The sequence below is a fragment of the Synechocystis sp. CACIAM 05 genome (genome assembly GCF_010222815.1).
Taxonomy (GTDB): Bacteria; Cyanobacteriota; Cyanobacteriia; order Cyanobacteriales; family Microcystaceae; genus Synechocystis.
In genome coordinates, this window is the sequence record NZ_CP019225.1 from 1,587,575 (window position 1) to 1,602,954 (window position 15,380).

General features: G+C 49.9%; 15 protein-coding genes. 2 read left to right on the plus strand and 13 right to left on the minus strand.

The features are described from left to right. Positions 1–201: 201 nt before the first annotated feature. From hflX to BWK47_RS16860, 11 genes are all read right to left on the minus strand, one after another. Positions 202–1,806: a GTPase HflX gene (gene hflX, locus BWK47_RS07645; protein WP_162328196.1), complete on the minus strand. Its 1,605-nt coding sequence runs from the start codon at positions 1,804–1,806 to the stop codon at positions 202–204. A 167-nt stretch (positions 1,807–1,973) separates the two neighbouring features. After that, entirely contained in the window at positions 1,974–3,029 is a 1,056-nt protein-coding gene (locus BWK47_RS07650) for an aldo/keto reductase (RefSeq protein ID WP_162329641.1), read from the minus strand. 109 nt (positions 3,030–3,138) lie between these two features. Continuing rightward, entirely contained in the window at positions 3,139–3,828 is a 690-nt protein-coding gene (locus BWK47_RS07655) for a pentapeptide repeat-containing protein (RefSeq protein ID WP_162328197.1), read from the minus strand. Between the two features lie 25 nt (positions 3,829–3,853). Next, entirely contained in the window at positions 3,854–4,777 is a 924-nt protein-coding gene (gene menA, locus BWK47_RS07660; RefSeq protein WP_162328198.1) for a 2-carboxy-1,4-naphthoquinone phytyltransferase, read from the minus strand. Between the two features lie 20 nt (positions 4,778–4,797). Further along, complete coding sequence (locus BWK47_RS07665) at positions 4,798–5,064, minus strand: hypothetical protein (protein WP_010872654.1); 267 nt, start codon at positions 5,062–5,064, stop codon at positions 4,798–4,800. 218 nt (positions 5,065–5,282) lie between these two features. Continuing rightward, entirely contained in the window at positions 5,283–6,371 is a 1,089-nt protein-coding gene (gene leuB, locus BWK47_RS07670) for a 3-isopropylmalate dehydrogenase (RefSeq protein WP_162328199.1), read from the minus strand. A 279-nt stretch (positions 6,372–6,650) separates the two neighbouring features. Then, positions 6,651–7,250 carry a superoxide dismutase gene (locus BWK47_RS07675; RefSeq protein ID WP_010872652.1) on the minus strand — a complete coding sequence of 200 codons (600 nt, stop codon included), beginning with the start codon at positions 7,248–7,250 and terminating at the stop codon, positions 6,651–6,653. 708 nt (positions 7,251–7,958) lie between these two features. Next, positions 7,959–8,243, minus strand: coding sequence for a DUF3288 family protein (locus BWK47_RS07680; protein WP_162329642.1), 285 nt, complete (start codon positions 8,241–8,243; stop codon positions 7,959–7,961). A 73-nt stretch (positions 8,244–8,316) separates the two neighbouring features. Further along, entirely contained in the window at positions 8,317–9,741 is a 1,425-nt protein-coding gene (locus BWK47_RS07685; protein ID WP_162328200.1) for an IctB family putative bicarbonate transporter, read from the minus strand. Positions 9,742–9,857: 116 nt separating this feature from the next. Beyond that, positions 9,858–11,087 carry an RNA-guided endonuclease InsQ/TnpB family protein gene (locus BWK47_RS07690; RefSeq protein WP_162328201.1) on the minus strand — a complete coding sequence of 410 codons (1,230 nt, stop codon included), beginning with the start codon at positions 11,085–11,087 and terminating at the stop codon, positions 9,858–9,860. 462 nt (positions 11,088–11,549) lie between these two features. Continuing rightward, the gene (locus BWK47_RS16860) at positions 11,550–11,720 is read right to left on the minus strand and encodes a hypothetical protein (protein WP_010872649.1); all 171 of its coding nucleotides are present in this window, start codon (positions 11,718–11,720) and stop codon (positions 11,550–11,552) included. 133 nt (positions 11,721–11,853) lie between these two features. On the opposite strand from BWK47_RS16860, the gene psb29 reads away from it, so the two are divergent. Then, entirely contained in the window at positions 11,854–12,576 is a 723-nt protein-coding gene (gene psb29, locus BWK47_RS07695; protein ID WP_162328202.1) for a photosystem II biogenesis protein Psp29, read from the plus strand. Positions 12,577–12,607: 31 nt separating this feature from the next. After that, complete coding sequence (locus BWK47_RS07700; RefSeq protein ID WP_162328203.1) at positions 12,608–13,531, plus strand: NAD(+) kinase; 924 nt, start codon at positions 12,608–12,610, stop codon at positions 13,529–13,531. A 280-nt stretch (positions 13,532–13,811) separates the two neighbouring features. Here BWK47_RS07700 and BWK47_RS07705 read toward each other — a convergent pair whose 3' ends face one another. Further along, positions 13,812–14,144 carry a P-II family nitrogen regulator gene (locus BWK47_RS07705; protein ID WP_010872646.1) on the minus strand — a complete coding sequence of 111 codons (333 nt, stop codon included), beginning with the start codon at positions 14,142–14,144 and terminating at the stop codon, positions 13,812–13,814. 85 nt (positions 14,145–14,229) lie between these two features. Next, positions 14,230–15,354: a sodium-dependent bicarbonate transport family permease gene (locus tag BWK47_RS07710; RefSeq protein ID WP_010872645.1), complete on the minus strand. Its 1,125-nt coding sequence runs from the start codon at positions 15,352–15,354 to the stop codon at positions 14,230–14,232. Positions 15,355–15,380: the final 26 nt, after the last annotated feature.

Sequence of the window (15,380 nt, forward strand, 5' to 3'; positions counted from 1 at the left end):
AAGTATTTAAAGTATTCAAAGCTTCTCACTTCTGGAAATAAGTCTCTGTATCCTTCGCAGTATTTGTCAATGAATTGTACTGTTTCTTTTGCTGCACGTGGGGCAACTACATACCACATACCACCTCTGCATTTCAGGCTATCTTCTCCATTTTATCCTGCCCACAATGATAGAAGAGCGATAATTAGTGTGAAATAGACACTAATCAGTCAAATCCGTCAGAATTTGCTCTAGTAAACGTTTTTTCAGAGTTTCCAAGCCAATGCCCTGGGCCGCCGCCAGGAAAATTGCCTCGGGATAATCCGCTTGGGCCGCTGCTAAAGCTTCGCTGGGCACCTGGTCAATTTTGTTGAACACCATCACCATGGGGGACGTAGCCAGAGGCATTTCTGCCAAAATATTAGCCACTGAGGCAATTTGCCGTCGCCAAGCTCGGTCGGATAGATCCACCATTTGGAGCAGTAGATCCGCCTCCGTTACTTCTTCTAACGTGGCCCGAAACGCATCCACCAAAGCGTCGGGCAATTTATGGATAAAGCCCACCGTATCCGTTAGCAAAATGGGATGGTAGGTTTGATTCCCCGGATCCAACAAGGATAAACGCCTGGTGGTGGGGTCCAACGTGGCAAACAATTGGTCCGCGGCGTAAATATCCGCTTGGGTGAGAGCATTAAGTAAAGTAGATTTGCCCGCATTGGTGTAACCGACGATCGCCACGGTGGGGACAGCCTGTTGTTGGCGTTGATTCCTTAGCCGGGAGCGATGGGACTGTAACTCATTAACCTGCTTTTGTAGCTTGGCAATGCGACTTTGGATGGTGCGCCGTTCCGTTTCCAGCTTGGTTTCCCCTGGCCCCCTAGTGCCGATGCCTCCCCCCAACCTGGACATGCCCTGGCCTCGACCCACCAATTTGGGTAGCAGGTATTCTAATTGGGCTAATTCCACCTGTAATTTACCGGCCCTGGATTGGGCCCGCTGAGCAAAAATATCCAAAATTAATTCCGTGCGGTCAATGACCCTAACTCCACAGCGTTGCTCTAGGTTCCGCACCTGGGCAGCGGACAGATCCCGGTCGAAAACTACTAGATTGGCTCCGGTGGTTTGCACCGCCAAGGCCAACTCTTCCACCTTGCCCTCCCCCACTACGGTTTGGGGATGGGGTTTACTCCGATTTTGTTGCATGACCTGGAGCACCTGAGCGCCGGCGGAATCCACCAGTCGTTCTAGCTCCGTTAAACCTTCGGCAAAGCTTTGGTCATCCACTTCACTGGTTTTTAGTCCCATCACCAGCACCCGTTCCTGGCCGGCTTCCACTTGGCGAGCGACGAATTCCCGCTCAAATTCTGCCTCTAGGTTTTCCACCAAATCGAGGATGGCTTCTTCGGCTAAATCTTCCAAATCCACCGCAGGGGAAACCACCCAATCGGCCACCCTATCCTCCATATCATCACTGCTTTGGGGCAATAAATGGGCCAAATACCCCGTGTCTACATAGCCTGTGACGCCGCCGCCCCGTTTAGCAAAACCCTGGCCAGTAACGCTTAGCACCACTAGGGCATCTAATCTTTGCAGAGCCATGGCAATTAAACTGGATTCCCTAGGAGCTTCCCCTTTTAAATCCGTGGTCAGGCAACGAATACCTGAGAGTCGCTTTTCCCCATAGCGGGGCAATTCCAAGGGCGGAATTTGGGTTTGCCGGGGCGTACCTACCCCCACCCGGATAATTTGCCCCCGTCGGTTCACATACACTGAAACCGGCTGTTTAATTTCCTGGCTGATGGCCCCTAAACGCTGGGCTAATTCCATCGTCAGCAGGCGATCGCCGGGGAGACGCTGTTGATAGAGGCGCTTTAGTTGCTTAATTTGACTGGTTTTAAGCCGTTGGGTTTGGCCGTAGATGGTATCGATAGGCTTTAGTCCTAATTGGTAGATTATGGAGGCGAAAAACAGAAGTTGAATTTATAGCCTAATGATCAATCCTGCCATAAACGACGACGGCTTTTACCCCGCAACCTTTGGTGAGTATCCCGCAAAAGCTCGGGAATGGCCAGATTATGGGGACACCGGGGCAAACAATCCCCGCAGTCGGTACACCGATCGCCTTTTTTGCCGGGAAACCAGTGCCCCGCATTTTCCAACATTTGATAGCGGTACTGACCAAAATCCTGCATATCGAAGGCTACGGCCAAATTGCGTAGACGTAGAATTTCGGGAATGTTAATTTCCTCTGGGCAGGGCAAACATTGATAACATTGGTGGCAAGCGTCGGTGCCCAATGCTTGTTGTTGATGGTCGAGCAAATTTTGCAAAACCGCCTGTTCCTGCTCACTCAATGGCTCCAGGCGATCGCCAAGGGATAGGGGGTGATTCAATTCCTGGGGAATGGCGGGGCCAAGACTCAGGGTAGTAATGCGGGGGTCACTCAGCAGAAAACGGTAGGTTAAACCCAAAGGGGTAAAGGGTTGACAGAGGTTCTGCAAAGTTACGGTTGGTGTGTATAGTTGACCGCCCTTGTCAGCAGGGGAAATGATGAAAATGCCCATATCGTGCCCATGAGCCGAGGCGATCGCCGGAGCGAGATGTTGATTAAACCAGTAATAATGCAAATTAACGAAGGCAAATTTTCCTGAAGCAATTACTTCCTGTACTAAGGGCAAACTACCGTGGGTAGAAAAACCAAGATGTTTAAATTTCCCCTGTTTTTGAGCCCTATCTATCGCCGGCCACAATTGCTGTACCCATTGCCAATGCTCGGAGGTATTAATGCCATGGATAGCAAAGCAGTCTAAATAATCCACCTGGAGTCGTTGCAGAGAACGGTCAAGGCCCTGGATAAATTGTGCTGAGTTCTCCGTGGGGCAAACTTTGCTGGTGAGGTGAATATTTTCCCGGTTAAAGCTTGTGAGCAATTCCCCCAAATAAACTTCGCTTTCTCCGTAGGCCGCCGCTGTTTCGATGTGGTTAATGCCCCCGGCTAGAGCCTTTTCCACCGTAGCCACAAATTGCTGGCGATCGCCTAAGCCCCGCATGGTGCCCAGGGAAAAAACAGATAAATTCAGATTGGTGCGGCCAAAACGACGGTATTGCAAAGGTCAGTTTTTATTGTTTTTATCAGAGTTGAGATCAAAATCTTTTCATCTACCAAGTAACATCACTGAGGTCGGCCCGTTGCAGGTTAGTGCCCACTAAATTGGCCCCCCGCAAATTGGCTCCCTTGAGGTTGGCCCCGGTGAAATCCGCCCGGGTCAGATTAGCGCCTCGAAAATTGCCATAGCGTAAATCCGCACCCCGAAAATTAGTCTTCCTTAAATTAGCCCAGCGCAAATCAACGGCGATCGCCGCCACCGCACTAAAATCCGCTTCCGGAGCATAGGCCTGGTGGAGATGGGCCCTCATTAATTGGGCTTGGCTAAGGTTAGCTCGGTAAAGTCTTAAACCGTGGGCTTCTGCTTCGGTAAAGATGGCCTGACAAAAAAGGGCTTCGTTAGCATCACTTTCAGTTAAATCCGCCTCACTTAAATTGCAACGATTTAACATCGCCCGACAGAGATTAGCCCGCCGTAAATTGCTTTTGTGCAGACTGGCAGCAATCAAATTGGCATCCGTCAAATCCGCCCCTTCCAGATTGGCAAAGCGTAAATCACAGCCGATCAAGGCGACCTGGCTGAGGTCCCCATGGGGAAACACTAACCCAGCCAAATTTTGATTGGTCAATTCTAAGCCTTGGGGAACATGGCCATTGACCAAAAGACTAGCAACCCCGGTGTTTAACCAGCCTGGGGCGTTGATGGGGGTAGGGGACAAACCATTGCTCATAATGTAATTCATCTTAACCCACTGGCGGTGGTAGTCCTTAGCTCAGGCCAGCCCAGCCATAGCCCGCAGCCATTAACATGCCGCTAAAGAAATGTAAATTAACAGCAATAAATTTACAGTTACTGACTTGCTCCGGTTGGTCGTGATATTGCCCCACATGGCGAATTAATTGCACTGCCCAGGGCAGACTGGCAATTATCAGCAACGTTTGCCATGGAGCCTGATGACACAAAACGCCGATCGCCGTAATTAGATAAAGACTAACAACCGACAGGGTTAAAACCTGGGACCCCAACTTGGTGCCTAAACGAACAATGGGGGATTTTTTGCCGGCGGCCAGGTCATCTTCTACCTGGTGGAAGTGGGAGCAAAAAAGAATAATCGCCGTGCTGATGCCCACAAAAATGCTAGGCGTAAGCAAATTCCAGCTAAAACTTTGGCTCTGAGAATAATAGGCGGCGGCGATCGCCAGGGGGCCAAAGGTAATTAAACAAATCAATTCCCCCAATCCTAGGTAGCCGAGGCGAAAAGGGGGCCCTTGGTAGGTGTAGCCCAAAAATATGGCCACCCCGATCAACTCCAATACTGTCCAATCCTGGGCTCGCCAGCTCATGCTCATTAGCCCCAGCACACCAGCTAGCAAGAAAAAGTTACTAATTAAAAAAACTAGATTGCGATTGCCGGTCAAATTCACCATCGAATGGGCTTTACGCACATCAATGCCCGTGTCACTGTCAAACACATCATTGCTCAGGTTAATCCAAGCGATAATGGCGATCGCCGACAGCAAAAAGATGGTAAAAACATCACCATGCCACTGCCCAGTCAGACCATAGGCCACCGCCGAACCAACGGTAATGGGCACCACTGCCACCGTGTACATGGGGGGCTTAATGGCCGCTAACCAAAGTTTGCGGGTTGCCGGGGCCGTCGATGGTGCTAGGGGCGAAGATTCGGTCATAACAGAGGGATGAAGCTAGTTCAAACTACCTGGGCTTCCGCTTCCAGTTGGTTTAAGGGTACGAAACATTCCCCTGGCAACAGCACTGGCTGACGATTGAACATCAGTTGACCCCGGTGGGTTTCTTTATGGATAGCAATGCCCAGAGGCTGCTTTTGGGATCGGGGGTGGAGCATGCGGTAACTGCGATAAATGCGTCGGGCCATCCGCAACATTTTGGGGTCTAGGGGCATGGGTACGCTCCTGTACTCCACATCAAAATCGCTCTCATCAGGAATAAAGACCATAACAAACTCCCCACTCAGGACGCATATGTGTTGTAGCCATTGACCGAAAAATGTCAGCCAGGTTAGCCATCATCATAAATAACAATAGGGTTTGACGTAAGGGCCACCCCAGAAGATTCTTAGTTATCCGACCAAGATCTAATTTGACCAAAACCACCTGGCCGTGGGGAAATTAATGGTGCAGAGTTTGTCTGGTTTTTAGCCAGGGGCAATGGTCCTTACATCTCATCTAGGATGCTCAACAATTGCTCTCCCATTTGCCGACAGCCCACCAGTTGTGTGCCAGGGGAAAGAATATCACCGGTACGGTAACCCTGTTCTAAAACTTTTTTCACTGCATCCTCAAGGCAATCGGCGGCCCCGGGTTGATCTAAACCGTAGCGCAACATCATGGCCGCACTGAGCACCTGGGCTAGGGGGTTAGCTTTATCCTGACCGGCAATATCCGGGGCGGAACCGTGGACGGGCTCAAATAACCCAGGGCCGTCACTGCCCAAACTGGCGGAGGGTAACATGCCAATACTGCCGGTTAACATGGCGGCAATATCGGAAAGAATATCCCCGAATAAATTGCCCGTCACAATGGTGTCAAATTGTCTGGGACTCCGCACCAATTGCATGGCCGCATTGTCCACATATAAATGGGACAGTTCCACGTCGGGATAATCTACGGTGATCGCCATGACCCGATCCCGCCACAGTTGGGACACATCTAATACGTTAGCCTTATCTACTGAACAGAGTTGCCCCCGTCGTTTACGAGCCGTTTCAAAAGCAACTTTAGCAATGCGGTCAATTTCTCCCACGGTGTAAGCCATGGTATTGACCCCCCTTTTTTCCCCCGTTTCCGTCTCGAAAATGCCCTTGGGTTTACCAAAATAAATGCCGCCGGTTAGTTCCCGCACCACCATAATGTCCACCCCTTCCACCACTTCCCGTTTCAGGCTGGAAGCGTCAATCAACTGGGGGAAGATCGTCGCAGGACGCAAATTGGCAAATAGCCCCAACCCTTCCCGAATGGCAAGCAAACCAGTTTCCGGCCTTTGGGAACGGGGTAAATTGTCCCAGGCATAACCCCCGATCGCTGCTAACAATACCGCATCACTATCCTTCGCTTGGGCCAGGGTTTCCTCCGGTAGGGGTTGCCCTGTGGCATCAATGGCCGCTCCCCCAATTAAAGCCTCTTGAAAATTAAACGCAAAACCAAATTGGTCCGCCACTTTGCTTAATACCGCCACCGCCACCGCCATGATTTCGGGGCCAATGCCATCGCCGGGGAGCAAGGTTACGTTATAGGTCTGGGACATGGTAGTGGAAAAACTGAAAAAACTTTGATCAAATAAGTAAATTTAAACGGGCTTTGGGAATGGATTCCACAAGCTTCCCCAGTGTAGTGGATTGGGGACGCAGATTAGAAACTTCAGCCACTGGCGATCGCCTCCCACCTCCCAGCAAATACCCTTCCCCCAATAATTTAGGGAAAGGGTACATAAAGTGAAGAAAACGTCTAGATTAACTCCGATTTTGCCCAAGTCTGGGGAGCAAAGAGAGTTTTTAAAGAGCTTTCTTGGAATTGATGGCAAAAACTAGGCCGCTGCTAAGTTAGCCGCCACAAAGTCCCAGTTGACCAACTTACCGAGGAAATCGGCAATGTAATCGGGACGACGGTTTTGATAGTCTAAATAGTAGGCGTGTTCCCATACGTCCATGGTCAGCAAAGGAGTTTGACCGGCGGTCATGGGGTTTTCGGCGTTGCCGGTTTTGGTCACTTTCAAAGTGCCATTGTCTAACACCAACCAAGCCCAGCCGCTACCGAATTGGGTGGCTCCAGCTTGTTTGAAAGCTTCCACGAAAGCGTCAAAGCTACCAAAGTCAGCGTTGATTTTGTCCGCCAAGGCACCAGAGGGCTGGCCACCACCACCAGGCTTCATGCAATTCCAGTAGAAACTATGGTTCCAAGCTTGGGCGGCGTTGTTGAAAATACCGGCTTTGCTAGCATCGCCAGCAACGGCTTTAATTACGTCTTCAATGGATTGATTATCTAAATCAGTACCCGCCACTGCATTGTTGAAATTGTTAACGTAGGCGGCATGGTGTTTGTCGTGATGGAACTCCAGGGTGCTTTTGGAAATGCAGGGTTCCAGAGCGGTGTAGTCGTAAGGTAAGTTAGGTAGTGCGTAAGCCATTTAAATTTAAATTCTCTACTCAATAGGGGATTCCATGGCTCTCACTTTACCCTAAAGTTTCCTCGGTTAAAAGGTCGGTAATCCGGTGGAGAACCGCACAAAAGGCAAAATATTGCCGGTGGCCATGGGCAAGAAAAAGAGCGACAAAGCCTTGGTAATCATCGCCGCTAACCAAGCCTGACAGTTTTTTAATCCCTTCTTAATCTCTCGGAGCTACTTAACAATTCAACGGGAAACATTGCTATCGCCCATTTCAAGCCCACCCGCTTAATAGGCTCGTTTTGACCTACTTTGATTTGGGTTAGTCTAGCTGGGACTTTGGGCAAACAGGATTACAACGACCTAATTCCCATTGTTGTCATTTGAAAGATCTACTCGGGAAGATTAAGACTGGTTTTGTCCTTGACGAGAAAGTTTTTGGCTGAGAAGAGAATGATCAAAAGAGCAAAGTAGCCACAGAAGGCAACGGCAATTAAATTAGACATTTAGTTAATTTTTGTAAAGGGAGTCATTGCCTTAAGCATAGGGGAAAATCTCTGGTTTTGGCTTTAGCATTGCTTATTGCACCAATAGTAGAGATTAATGCCGGTCAAAAAGCTTGACCATAGATTAATTCGAATGTCTATAGCCTCGGCCAGCACTGACAAATGCGAGAGTTGCGTCCGGAAAAATTACCTGAGCCTAGTTTGGGCAATGGATTAACGAGAGCTAGCTCCAGTCCTGTTGCTCCTCCGTACTCTGTTTGGCATGGGCCGCACCGCTGGCGTATAGGGCTCTGGTTTGGGCAAAAAGTTCTTCTTCGGTCAAGTGCCATTGCTGGAGCACAGTGTCCAAATCTCGCTGCAAACTCCTGGCCCCGGGAAAATTTTTGTAACGGATTCTCAGCCTTGCCAAGGAGAGCAGGTGGGGAGTATCGGCGGGCGACTGCAAGAGGCGATCGACAATGGCCTGGTCTTTACTTGCTTGGGGATGGGTTTGCTCTGCGATCGCCATGGTTATGACTCCTGACAAATTTTCAAAAAGGGCAAAGGTTAAGTCTGGCTGGCCAAGTTATTGCCATTGGCTCTTATGGAGCAAGAAGAGGTTTGTCCTCATTTTCTTCTTTACTGGCCTCCAAACGGGCCTGGGCGCTGGCCCACTGACTAGCAACAATGGCCACTAGCAACCACCACAAAGTGCTCACCGGGGGACGGTACCAGACGGTGTCCACCATGCCGTGGACCAACAAACCGATGATCGCTGCTAAAGCCCCCATAATCCAGATGCCTTCCGGGGCGAGGGTTTGGCGACAGCGTTTAACCAGTTCTACGCCTTTGCCTAGGGTAACGGCCAACAGCCAGAGCATACAGGTAAAACCAACTACACCCGTTTCCACCAAAATTTCTAGGTAAATGGAATAGGCACTCAGGGCAGTGAAGCGGGGCCGCATATAGTAAGGATAAATTTGGTTAAAGGCTTCGTTGCCTGGGCCAATGCCAATGATGGGGCGGGCTCGGATCATGGCTTTTACCCCTTCCCAAACATTGATGCGGAAATTATTACTGCTGTCTTCCCGCCCAGCAAAAATGCTCATGGCCCTGAGTCGAATCGGTTCCACCGCAATCAACGCTCCCCCACCTAATACAACCGCCACGGCGATCGCCAGGGGCAAAGACCACCGTTGCCAAAATTTGGGTAATTGGGGTAACCACCAGAAGTAACAAAGGGCCAGGAAGGTAGCTCCCAGGGCCAGCACTGCTAGCCAACCGCCCCGGCTCTGGGTAAAAAAGAGACAGAGTAGGTTAACAATCACCATGGTTGCTCCCAGCAGTTTGGGCCACCACCGTCGCCATACCACCAGAGCACTCAAGCTCAAACCCGTCATGGGCACCAAGTAAGCCGCCAAGAGATTGGGGTTGCCCAAAAAGCTATACACCCTAGTAGCCTGGGCCAAGGTAGAAGTGGGGTCATTCCAAGTAGCTAACTGTTCTACCCCGTCCACCTGTTGTCGCAGACCGTAACTCCCCACCAATAGCCCTACCAGTAAAACAGCGGTTACTAATCGGTTCAACCATTGTTTGTTTTGCAATAACCTAGCTGCCAAGAGAAATAGGCATAAATTAGCTGTCAGCTTGGCTAACCCCGATGCAGCCGCCATTTTTACCGGAGAAAATCCCACGGCGATCGCCGAAATGCACCAGTAGGCAAAAACTAAAACATGGATGGGAGTCAAACCCTTCCCTGGTTGATCAGCAAAGGTCAGCAGAGCCCAAAAGGCTCCACAGAGCAGCATAAAAATGCCCAACATGGTGGTGGAGGTGAAGGGAGCCGCAATAAAAATTATTGCCACTAGAGCCGTACCCAATGCCTCGAAGTGGGGCCAGAGCACACTAGCCTGTATCCAACTCCGTCCCCAGCCCACCAAACGATGGAGCACACTGCCCCGGCCCCATTCCTGGGGGGAAAAACCGCCAAACATCAGCGATCGCCAGATAGAGATGGGAGACACCATTGAATACTTTGCCCGTGAATTCTGAACAACTTTCTCACCAATTAGCCTAAGCCATGGGGCATATTCTCGTTGACATTCTCTCCACCCAATCGGCAAGCGATATGGATGGAGATTCTTTAGGTCGCCCCAAAGATTTCCTGCTTCAAAAGGTGCCAGTTAGACTGAGTGACCTCAGTCCCCGCCGCTTCCCTTCCACAGGCATTTTCAACAACCCGTTGCCCACGGGCACAAATAACTTGACCTGCTGCCACATCACGGGGCTTAATTGACCCGCAGTTATGGCAGTGATGAATCCGTGTCGGGAGGTCTTTACGGACCTCCGCACCGCAATCGGAACACTCTTGGCTAGTGCCTCGCGCATCCACCTTGCCGTAATAGACATCTCGTTTCCAGCACACCCAGGGAAGGATTTGGTTCGTGAATTGACCCAGCCCAGCATCCAGCGTGTGTTTACCTAGCATCCCTTTGGCCATGATGCGGAAGTCCAAATTTTCCACAAACACCATCCCAGCGTTGTCACAAAGGTGATGAGCCAACTTAAAATGCCAGTCCTTACGGGTATCGGCAATGCGTTGATGGATTCTCGCAATCTTCTTCTGAAGCTTCAGCCAGTTCGCTGACCCCTTCTGCTTATTCTTCAATCGACGTTGCAGCGATTTCAGCTTGCGGTGCAGATCATTGAAAAAGCGAGGTCGCTTGACCTGTTCTCCATCGGAGGTTGAAAGAAAGTATTCCAGCCCAACATCAATTCCCACCGGATGCCCATGGGGCATTGTGGCAGGAATGACGACATCAGCCTGAAGGCTCAACATGACGAAATAGCCAGATGCCTTGCGGACAACCTGAGCCTGTTTCACCTCAAACAAGTCAGGAATTTCCCTCGACCAACGTACCTTCACCAGCCCCAGTTGAGGCAGTTTAATCCCATCGGGGGTGATGCAGTTTTTGAGCATCTGCGGAAAGAGAAAGCTCCGCATCCGATTCGGTTTTTTGAACCGAGGGAAGCCCGACCACTTTAACCGCCACGACTCCCAGGAAGCCTCTAGTTTCCTGATAACCTGCTGGAGCACCTGGGCGTTGACGGTTTTTAGTCCAGGGAAATCGGTCTTAGCCGCTGTTAGTGACTTGCACTGCCGCGCATAGCTGGGAAAGGGTGCATCCGCTGGCAAGATGAACTCCTGCCGAATTGAACACGCATTCACCGGAGACTTGCGGGAATCCAACCAGTCTTTGCGTTCCCGCAGCGCAAAATTCCAGACATTGCGACACACATTCAAGGTCTGCTCAATCTCTGAAACCTGCTCCGCAGTTGGCTCTAGCTTAAATTCCCACGTCGTGTTTAGCATACGACTATTATAGTTATAGTTTAGGAAATGCTTGCCTGTTTCTTAGGCTACCTAAAATACTCCCTTCGGTCGTGCCCCGCTTCACCACCCCCTAAGCCTTCGGCTATGGGCGGAGCACTGCGACGGATCTTGGTAGGGATACAGCCAAAATTAGATCCCGTGGCTCTGACGAAAGTTTAGTGTCAAACAATTTCACAGCGTATCTCGGTACTCTTCCAATAGGGCGGTAATATCCGCTAACTGTCTTCGGTGGAGTTGGCTGGGGTCCAGTTGGAATCTGGCGATCGTAGTACGATATCGAGTTTCGATTCTAGTTCGGCGAGTTTCTCGTTCTGCCGCCTCAGCTCTTTCATCCTTTGCTCGTGCCGCGTCTGCTTTTCGTTCTCTAGCTTCCTCATTTCTTCGTTGTATTTCTTCATTTCTGCGTTGTAGTTCCTCAAGTCGGACAAACCCCCGTAGGATTTAATCCAAGACCACAAACGTGAAAGTAAACCCGGCGAAGCTGAGGCCGGCCCATTGGGGGATGGAGAGTTCGTAGTTTTTGAAGTAGATGGTTTCATATTTGAGGGCTACTCCGATGGCAAACACCAAGATGGTGGTAATGATGGCGATAAATGCCTGGAAGTCTGGCATGGTCTGTTCCCTAAGACTGTCCCATTCTAGCAATGCCCGGGGATCGCACTTCCCCCAGCAAGGGTTCAGGTTGGCAAAGGCCGCTTAACAAGGGAAAATGTAGGGAACTATCCCCCCCTTTGTAATCGGCCCTGTGACTAAAATTCGCACTGTTTCTGACGCCAAACGAAAATTTTTTACCCACTACAGCCGTCCCATTAGTTCCATCTACCGGCGTTTTGTCGAAGAACTATTGGTGGAAATGCATTTGCTCAGTGTGAACATTGATTTTACCTACGATCCGATTTTTGCCCTAGGCATTGTCACCTCCTTTAATAGTTTCATGCAGGGCTATCAACCCGCCGAACAATTACCGGCCATTTTCAACGCCCTCTGCCATGGGGTGGATCAAAACCCCGACCAAGTGCGCCAAGATGCCAAGAATGTGGCCGCCAGTGCCCATCACATTGGTCTGGATGCCTGGGTAACCGCCGCCGCCAGCGAACAAGCATTTGGGGATAATCTTCTGCTCAACACCCTCACGGGGATCCACCAACGCCACAAATTCAAATACAGTCGTTTATTTGCCATCGGGCTTTATACTCTGTTAGCTGACCAGGACCCAGAGGTGAAGGACAATGACGAAAAACGTCAAGATTATCTCACCAAGCTGTCGGAACTATTAGACTTGTCCCTCGATAAAGTGGTCAAGGATTTAGACCTGTACCGCAGTAATCTGGAAAAAGTTGACCAACTGCTTAAGGTGTTGGAAGATGCCGCCGAAGCAGAACGGAAGAAAAAGGAAAAACAAGCCGCTTCTACCACTCCGGCGATCGAGGAAGCTCCCCTAACCACAGCGGAGAGTTCCGAAAGCTAGTTCAATCCATGCCCCACTATGAGGCCCCATTGTGGAACTGAAACAGGTCATCATTGCCCATAAAGCCGGGCACAATGAAAGCAAAACCTATGCCGAACGGTGTGCCAGGGAACTGGAAGCTAGGGGTTGTAAGGTGCTGATGGGCCCCAGTGGCATTAAAGACAATCCCTATCCAGTGTTTTTGGCCTCCGTCACAGAAAAAATAGATTTGGCTTTGGTTTTAGGAGGAGATGGCACTACCCTAGCGGCGGCCAGGCATTTATCCCCCGAAGGCATTCCCATTTTGTCCGTTAACGTAGGGGGGCACCTAGGATTTTTGACGGAACCCTTTAATTTATTTCAAGACACTGAAACGGTGTGGGACCGTCTCAGCCAAGACCGCTATGCCGTTTCCCAACGCATGATGTTAGCGGCCAGTTTATTTGAAGGCGATCGCCGGGATCCCCAGATGGTGGGGGAAACCTACTACTGCCTGAACGAAATGTGCATCAAACCGGCCAGTATTGACCGCATGCCCACGGCCATCATCGAAGTGGAAGTGGATGGGGAGTTAATTGATCAGTATCAGTGCGATGGTTTACTAGTCGCTACCCCAACCGGATCCACTTGCTACACTTCCTCCGCCAACGGCCCGATTTTGCACCCTGGCATGGACGCCATTGTCATTACTCCCATTTGTCCCCTCAGCTTATCCAGTCGCCCCATTGTCATTCCCCCGGGCTCGTCGGTAAACATTTGGCCCCTGGGAGATTTTGAGTTAAATACTAAACTTTGGACCGACGGTTCTCTGGCTACAGGGGTTTGGCCTGGGCAACGGGTGGGGGTGTGGATGGCCCATCGAGCAGCCCAATTTATCCTCCTACGGGAAAGCTATTCCTTTTACAAAACTCTACGGGATAAGTTGCAGTGGGCCGGGGCGAGGTTTTTGTACGATGGGAACAACAAGGTCAATTGAGTTATTTTGTCGTCAAACCTAAGATTTCGTGCGGGCAAGGATTAAAGCTAAACAAGGACAGGGTTTTAGACCCATTTTTCTGAAAATTTACTCTGTTTTTAGTCGGGATCAATTCTATCTAGGTTTTCCTGGTCAGTTTGGGTTGTACTGAAAACATGGTGACTTTCTAAGCATTTGAAATAGGGCCATGGCCCCCTGGAGAAACAAAAAGCAACCGCCCAAGAATAGTTTTGCCTGGAATGCGGTTGCCGGAATAGAAACGAGCCTAGTTATTGTTGATTTAACATCCCTCAGGGCCACAGAAAGTATGCCCATAAAGTACTTCTGCGCTACAAATGTAGATGATGCCAGCGTAATCATTAAAATACTTGACGGCAACTCGATCAGCAATTTCTTCAGCCATTTCGCGGGTTTCAGTCAATATTTCAAACTTAATATTGGCCTCGATGTCGGAAGTGTTAGGTTGACCCGACGAGCGCACGTTACGGCTACCTTTGCCACCAGTATTCATTACCGTGTATCCTTTGGCACCGGATTCGTCGATAATTTTAGCAATCTTTTTGAGCAGAATCTTTTCTGTGACGATGACGAGCTTGTTCGCTGGTTTAGCCATTTTGTTTATCTCCTAGAAGTATGTAAGTTAATCTTTTTGGTCTGTTAGGTCAAGTTAGTACTGACAGACCATAAACTATTGGGGATTAACCTGCACCAAGGGTCTGGGCAAGCCCAATGAAAAGCGGTATGCACACGCCGATGGCAATGGGAGTACCGATGGCGGTGGATGAACCGATATAGGCAGAGGGGTTGGCAGATGGGATACCTGCTCGCAAGGTAGGAGGCCCGGAGATATCAGAACTAGAAGCGGCGATAACTGCTAAAACTACCACACCACCCAGACTGAAACCCGTAGCATAGTGGGCAATCATACCAAGACCAAAGGCAATAAACCCGTGCACTATCGGAGCTATTAGGCTATAGACCACATACCATTGAGCTACTTTACGTAGTTCACCAATTCTGGACCAAGCTTCCATGCCCATAATCAGCATCAAGATGGAAAGTAGTCCTCGAAAAAGAGGATCATAAAAACCTTCATAGACACTTTCCGGCTTGGTAAATATGCCAAGGGCAAGACCTAACAACATGGCTGATAGGGCAGGGCCTTGTAAACTTTCTTCGATAATTGGCCAGATTTTGACCCGATTATCTTCCGGTTCTTGCTGGCTTAAATACTCTTGGCGGGTACGGGGATAATCCGTTTGGTCGCCATAATCTCCTGCGGCAACGGGTTGCTTGCTGAACGATTCCTCAATGCTAGCAGCGGCAGACTTACGTTTTCTCTTATTGAGATAAATATTAGCTACGACGATCGCCGTTACCAGGGCAGGAATATCCATAAAGGGATACAGAGCGCCGGCCCAGGCTTCGTAGGAAATTTTTGATTCTTCCAACGTAGTGAGGGCGGCAGCCATTGTAGAGCCACTGACTGCCCCAAACAAGCCGCCGGTGGCCAGGGCATCGACAGTTCTGACGTTGGGCAGTTTAGCCAGGGTAAAACGGGCGATGAAGACAATAAGAATTCCCAATATCACAGAGAATGCCACGGGGAGGAGCATTTCCGTCAAGTTGGAGTTCCGAATCGCCATGCCCCCGGTTAGGCCAATCTTAGTGAGCAACATAAAGACGATGATCGTAGAAATCGCCTCTGGAATTACCAATTGGGTGCCAAGGGCGGCAATAACCATCCCCCCAATCAGAAAGGCTAGGGTTGGGGACTGCAATTGTCCCACGAAGTCCGTCAAGAAATTGGACAAAAAATCCATAATGTAAATTGTCTCCTTGGTTGAAA